The organism is Legionella yabuuchiae, assembly GCF_900640115.1.
Lineage (GTDB): Bacteria > Pseudomonadota > Gammaproteobacteria > Legionellales > Legionellaceae > Legionella_A > Legionella_A yabuuchiae.
Window position 1 is genome coordinate 1 of sequence record NZ_CAAAIW010000046.1, and the last position, 6137, is coordinate 6137.

The window sequence follows — 6137 nt, forward strand, 5'->3', positions numbered from 1 at the left end:
CATGGGATAGTACTTTTTCCCTAAAATCTAATGAATATGTCATAGCTAAAAAGCGCTAATTATAACAAATATATAAGACTTTTTAAATTTTAATCAATTATACTCGTCAAAGAACTGTCCGAAATAGCCCATTATCCATCTCATAAAGAGGAAGTTATTACCACATGATGACCATTAATCAACTCGCCATGGCTTATGGTTCAAAGATCTTATTTTACGATGTTAACTTAAAGCTTAATGCGGGAAATTGTTATGCATTGGTGGGTGCTAATGGTTGTGGTAAATCCACCTTTTTCCGCATCCTGAATGGCGATGAAGAGCACACCGCAGGTGAAGTTCAGTTTCCGAAAGATGCAAGTTTTGGTTGGTTAAAGCAAGATCATTACCGATATGAAAATACACCGGTCAAAGAAGTTGTTTTAATGGGTAAACAACCACTTTATCATGCGCTAAAAAGACGCGACGAACTGTATAAAAAAACAGATTGGGATGATGAGACGGGTTTTAAGCTGGCTGAACTGGAAGAAAAAATTGCCGAACTTGATGGTTATCAAGCTGACTCAGAAATTGAAGCTATATTAACCGGACTTGGTATTCCTGATAAGCATTTTAACCAACCCTTAAAGGCATTATCTGGTGGTTATAAATTGCGCGTATTGCTCGCACAAACATTGTATCAAAATCCCACGGTTTTATTACTGGATGAGCCTACCAACCATCTGGACATTTTATCCATCCGCTGGCTTGAGCGTTTCTTAAAAAATCAATTTTCAGGCTTAGTCGTTTTTATTTCTCATGATATTGGCTTCATCGATAATCTTGCCGATCATATATTGGACTTGGATTACGGTGAAATCCGTATGTATCCTGGTAAATACAACCGTTTTCTGCAGGAGAAAAAACTCCTGGAGGAACAACGAGAAACGGAACGTAAAAACACGGAATCAAAAATCAGTGAACTGCAAAAATTTATTGATAAAAATAAAGCAAAGGCATCTCGCGCAGGCCAGGCACGTTCGCGCATGAAGTTAATTGAAAAAATACAAATTCCTGATGTGAAAAAGTCTTCAAGAATTGCGCCTTCGTTCTCTTTTCATATCGAAAAACTTCCCAGCAAACAAATTTTAACCGTATCCCAATTATCGAAGTGTTATGGCGATAAGACCTTATTTTCAGACTTGGACTTTAAAATGAATCGAGGTGAAAAACTGGCCATCATGGGGGTAAACGGCATCGGTAAATCTACGCTTGTGAAAACTCTGCTGAGCCATATTCCATACGACTCAGGCGAGGTTGAATGGGGATATGGCACGCAAATCAGTTATTTTTCACAAGATCACCATGACTTATTAAATACATCTTCCACTGTATTGAACTGGCTCGAAGACCAAGTGTCAGGACAGAGTCAACAAAGCATCCGTAAAGTGTTAGGTCAGGTGTTGTTTAGTCAAGACGATGTATTAAAAGATATTTTATTGACAAAGTGGCTACAAGAATTCTATATTTGGCGCCCAATTCCTTTCAGAATTATCAAGCTGGTTTTAGGGATTTTGAAAACGATTTTCTGATGAATGAGTGATTTACATTCACGTAAGTTCTAAATGTAAGATTTGAATGAAGTTAGATTAAAAACATAAGGTAAAAACCATGCGCGATAAATTTTTGCCCATCTTATTTTTATTATCATTAATCAGTACCTGCGCGGAAGTAGATATTTCCGTTCCTGGTTTTGTACAGATTGCCGATTTTTTTAATGTAAGTGAACGTCTCATTCAGGCGACGATCACCTATAATTTCATTGGGTATTTTATTGGCGCATTTTTATACGGTCCTCTTTCCGATGCTTTTGGTCGACGCAAAGTCATGCTCTTTGGAAATGCGATTTTATCGCTTGGCGCTATTGGTTGTTTCATAGCCCCTACCGTCTCGTTTTTATTAGCCGCCCGTTTTATTCAAGGTATAGGTGCTGCTACGTCAGTTGTATTGGTTTTCACAATGATTGCTGATCTTTATCAGGGTGAAAAGGCCATGAAATTGATTGGGCTTATGAATGCAGCCTTGGCTATTATTATGGCGGTGGCGCCCCTTGCTGGCGGCTTAATTAATCACGCCATCGGTTGGCGCGGCAATTACGGAAGTGTTGCATTATTTAGTGTGTTGGTTTGGATGTTAATGTGTGTATATTTACCTGAATCCAAAAAAGAAAGAGAGTCGCTTAAATTAAATTCAGTCGTTAATCACTATAAGACACTTTTCTTAAGCTACCGCTTTATGAATGCCTCACTGATCCCAAGCCTCTTGTTTGCTGCCTATATGTCTTATATTGCAGCCAGTGCGTTTCTTTATCAGGCGCATTATGGTTTATCAACCATTCAATTTGTCATTCATCAGGCCATTATTGTTTCTTCGTTCTCAATTGTTAGTTTGTATGCCAATCGAGTCATTGCTATGTTTGGCCCTCGTAACACGGTCCGCAATGGCATTCTATTGTGTTGTTTGAGTCTATTTACTTTAATTGTCTTAAGCATCGAGTCCATCACGTCTCCTTATTTAATGACCTTATTTATGTCATTATTCAGCATCGGCTTTGCAGCCCTCTATCCCATTGTTTTTTCCAGTTCATTATCTATTTTCCCCGCATTACACGGTCCGGCTTCTTCAGCCATTATGGGAACGCGCGCCTTATTGGTCTCTTTAAGTACGGCATTTACCAGCTTTTTATATGATGGAAACACGTTATCTTTAGCACTTTCTATAGCAATAGGTGTAAGTCTTGCCGCCTTGTTCACCATGAGCTGGTTGAGCAATGATTCTAAAAAAGAACAAGCAGCCGCTTAAAGATGAGTAATCAAACACGTTTTCAATGCCTGGTTTCAGACCACCTCCTTCATGGGGTGATAGAAAATTCAAATGCTGTTGGAACGCCTGTGGTAATCATCCAAGGTGGGCCGGGAATGTCTTATGAATACCTGTATCCCATAGCTGAATTATTACCGGATCATCCTCTGGTCTTCTTTAATCCAGTTGCTTTCAGCCATAAGACGGACTTAAACCCTGATTTGCTTACGTTAGATCACTTTGTTAAAGAAGTTGACTGCATTCGTCAACATTTGCAATACGATTCCTTTTTGCTTTTCTGCCATTCTGCAGGAACCATTACAGGGCTGGAATACGCGCTCAATAATTGGAATTTTTTAGCAGGGGCTGTTTTTATATCTCCTATATTCAGCCTGTCATTTTATCTCGAACAAATGATGACCTTACTTAAGCAGTTTCCTGAAAATATACATTCAGTGTTTAAAGCATTACTATCCCATCAAACCACCGATCCGCTGGAGATAATGCAAGCGATGGCTTATTTTGCTGAAGAACATATGTGTCGGGTGGAATGGCCAGAGGCTTTAATTAATGCTTCGGCTAATACGAATATAGCCATGCGCGATTATCTTTGGGGCTCTAATGATTTTGTTATTTCAGGATTATGGCAGGATTTTGAACGGCGGGAAGCATTACGTGAGTTAAACATTCCTTCTCTTTTAATCAGCGGTGAGCATGACTTTATTAACGTGCATACCTGCCATCATTACGCTTCTTATCTGCCTGATTGTAAGGTAGCTATGGTTAAAAAAGCCTCCCATAACCCTCACTTTGAAGCGCCAGATGCGTTAAAATCCATATTGCATCAGTTTTTTACTGCCGTTTAGAAATTGGCAGGTGGTAACAGCAGTTATATAGCCCGTATGGAGCATAGCATAATACCGGATACACATTCGTCAAAAACCATAAATCCGTTTTTGCTTTGTTTAATATCTCTCTTTGTATGCTCCCAAACTAACATGGGGGTTAGTTTTTCATCCCGCAAGTATCGATTAACCATATCATGAGACAGGGTTTCTACATGCTCAGCAAAGTTCGTTAGTGTGTAGTTAATTTGGCTACTAAATAAATACTGGCAATAATCCAAGCGTGTCACTTTATTAGTTTTTGGGCGGCCCATGAGTATAACGTGGTGTAAAAATTTACGGTAGATTACTATGACTCAGATAACTAATCTTTGACCCATTCGCTCTTCGATGTGTGATCTATTTCTCAAGTTAATGGGTTTTGCGTAAGTCCTGACCTGATTTTGACCCAGATCATGATAAACAACAAAAGGCCACCAAAAACCATAATAAATCAGATAGTTAACGTGGATTTTAAGAGGTAGTCATGTTGTCTATAAAAGCCAGTTATTGTCAGTGAATAAACCCGCAATAACCCCGCAGATATACTCAATAACCATGAGAGGTTAATTTTAGTCAACCAGCAGATTAACAATAAGCCGAATAAGAATATCTTTCTGATTTGGGTTACTTTCTGCAACCAACAGCGCCAGTGCAACTAATCCATTTTCATTAAATTTAATGGGTAAACTTTGTGATTTAAGGTATAGCAAAAACATAAAGCTACCAATTCGTTTATTTCCATCAGTAAAAGGATGATCCTTAATGATAAAATACAACAAATGAGCGGCTTTTTCCTCTGGTGTTTTATATAAAGCCTCTCCTCCGAAAGTTTGTTCGATATTATTTAAAATACTATCCAACCCACCATCACGCTCTTTGCCAAACAACGCAGTTGCTTCGTTCTTTGCACTTAACTCTTGCTTTAATGCTTCAATGGCTGACAAGGCGACTGGATAGGTTAATGTCTGCGAAGTTGGCTTCCCCTTGGTTGGCAACGAGAGCTCACCTTCGTCATAAGCCAAGAGCAAATCCCAGGTTTTAGTATAAGTTAATATGATTTGAATGGCTTCCCGACCCAGATCGTTTACCAATTCATGATTGATTAAAGTTTTTTGTAACAGTTCAACAGTTTGTTGTAATTCTTGCAATCCTCGTTCAGATAGCCTTTTATCATAGGTTGTATATCCACGAACCAAGTGTTGTTTAAGTACTTCTGTTGCCCATATGCGAAATTTTGTAGCTTGATTTGAGTTCACTCTATAGCCAACAGATAGAATAGCATCCAAATTATAAAACTTTGTGCTATATCGCTTACCGTCACTGGCAGTACGTTCCAAAATGGAACATACTGAATTTTCGTCTAACTCCTTGGAGCTAAATATATTTCTCAAGTGTTTTGTAATAGCAGGACGCTGGGTACCAAATAAATCAGCTATTTGTTGCTGAGAAAGCCATATGGTCTCATCAACAACATTGACATCTAATTCTATATGGCCATCTTTTGAAGTGTATATAACAATATCCGACACAATCGCCCCTTTAGTAATTATTGTCTAAATAGTTGGTTTCCGATTTCCAAAATGGAAATTTAGAATCCCACATTCCCACGATCTTTTTTAAGAACTACGCATTAGGGCTATCACCACCAACAAATGTCACTTATTTTTAGCTGCCTTGGATGTTAATAGTTCCGACAGTTGTTGCATAGCAAGATGTTTTTCTCTAGCGCGTCCTGAACGAATCGCATCAATCAAGGTTAATAAATCATAAAATAAAGGATCAGGATGCTTTGTAACAGACTCTGGGACAGAAGAATATAAAGGTTTGAGCGCGACTCCTCGCTCTTCTCCTGCCCCATAGGGCCAAACAGGGACTGGATCATTTCCCCTTATAATCTGCTCATTTAAGCTAGGGGCTGCATAGCTTGTAGGGATACCCCGAACGATTTCCCCTAATTTTGCAGGAAAAATATACTTAAGGCCGTGAAGAAAAAACTCTTCACAAGCTTGAAGAATAGGCTGAGGTCTTTCCGTTGATTGATATGGTGTCAGAAAACCTGCATCAACGAGCCTCTTAAAAGCGCTATTTATCTGTGATGGACTAAGACACAACTCATAAGCAAGACTGTTTTGCGACCAATCATCATTCGGTTTCTTAGCTAATAGTTTTGCCAAAACAACGATATCTTGAGGCTTAATTGACATTGCTTATTCTCTTTTATTCCATATTCTAGAATTTAGAATGCAGAATAGATAAAGTCAAGAAAACAAACGTCATGCAAAACTTGCAACACTTCACTCGCTGATTGTTATCTATTGCAGGACTTACGCAAAACCCATTAACTTGAGAAATAGATCACACATCGAAGAGCGAATGGATCAAAGATTAGTTATCTGAGTCATAGTAATCTAC

General features: G+C 38.7%; 5 protein-coding genes and 1 pseudogene. 3 read left to right on the forward strand and 3 right to left on the reverse strand.

Annotation, left to right across the window (positions count from 1 at the left end):
- The first annotated feature begins 164 nt into the window (after window positions 1–164).
- The 3 genes from E1O47_RS11745 (at window position 165) to E1O47_RS11755 (ending at window position 3704) form a co-directional block, all read left to right on the forward strand.
- Window positions 165–1568, forward strand: coding sequence for an ABC-F family ATP-binding cassette domain-containing protein (locus E1O47_RS11745; protein WP_133131442.1), 1404 nt, complete (start codon window positions 165–167; stop codon window positions 1566–1568).
- Between the two features lie 79 nt (window positions 1569–1647).
- Entirely contained in the window at window positions 1648–2838 is a 1191-nt protein-coding gene (locus E1O47_RS11750) for a multidrug effflux MFS transporter (protein ID WP_133131443.1), read from the forward strand.
- A gap of 2 nt (window positions 2839–2840) precedes the next feature.
- Complete coding sequence (locus tag E1O47_RS11755; protein WP_133131444.1) at window positions 2841–3704, forward strand: alpha/beta fold hydrolase; 864 nt, start codon at window positions 2841–2843, stop codon at window positions 3702–3704.
- 59 nt (window positions 3705–3763) lie between these two features.
- Here E1O47_RS11755 and E1O47_RS12745 read toward each other — a convergent pair.
- From E1O47_RS12745 to E1O47_RS11765, 3 genes and pseudogenes are all read right to left on the reverse strand, one after another.
- Window positions 3764–3997 (reverse strand): annotated as a pseudogene (locus E1O47_RS12745) (IS701 family transposase); the annotation flags it as partial.
- 297 nt (window positions 3998–4294) lie between these two features.
- Window positions 4295–5254 carry a virulence RhuM family protein/type II toxin-antitoxin system death-on-curing family toxin gene (locus tag E1O47_RS11760; RefSeq protein ID WP_133131445.1) on the reverse strand — a complete coding sequence of 320 codons (960 nt, stop codon included), beginning with the start codon at window positions 5252–5254 and terminating at the stop codon, window positions 4295–4297.
- Window positions 5255–5380: 126 nt separating this feature from the next.
- A complete protein-coding gene (locus E1O47_RS11765) occupies window positions 5381–5929 on the reverse strand; it encodes a helix-turn-helix domain-containing protein (protein WP_133131446.1) in 549 nt (182 codons plus the stop codon).
- Window positions 5930–6137: the final 208 nt, after the last annotated feature.

Coding starts and splice junctions, on each gene's coding strand:
- E1O47_RS11755 (WP_133131444.1), top strand. CDS start 2,841: ATGAGTAATCAAACACGTTTTCAATGCCTGGTTTCAGACCACCTCCTT.
- E1O47_RS11765 (WP_133131446.1), bottom strand. CDS start 5,929: ATGTCAATTAAGCCTCAAGATATCGTTGTTTTGGCAAAACTATTAGCT.
- E1O47_RS11745 (WP_133131442.1), top strand. CDS start 165: ATGATGACCATTAATCAACTCGCCATGGCTTATGGTTCAAAGATCTTA.
- E1O47_RS11750 (WP_133131443.1), top strand. CDS start 1,648: ATGCGCGATAAATTTTTGCCCATCTTATTTTTATTATCATTAATCAGT.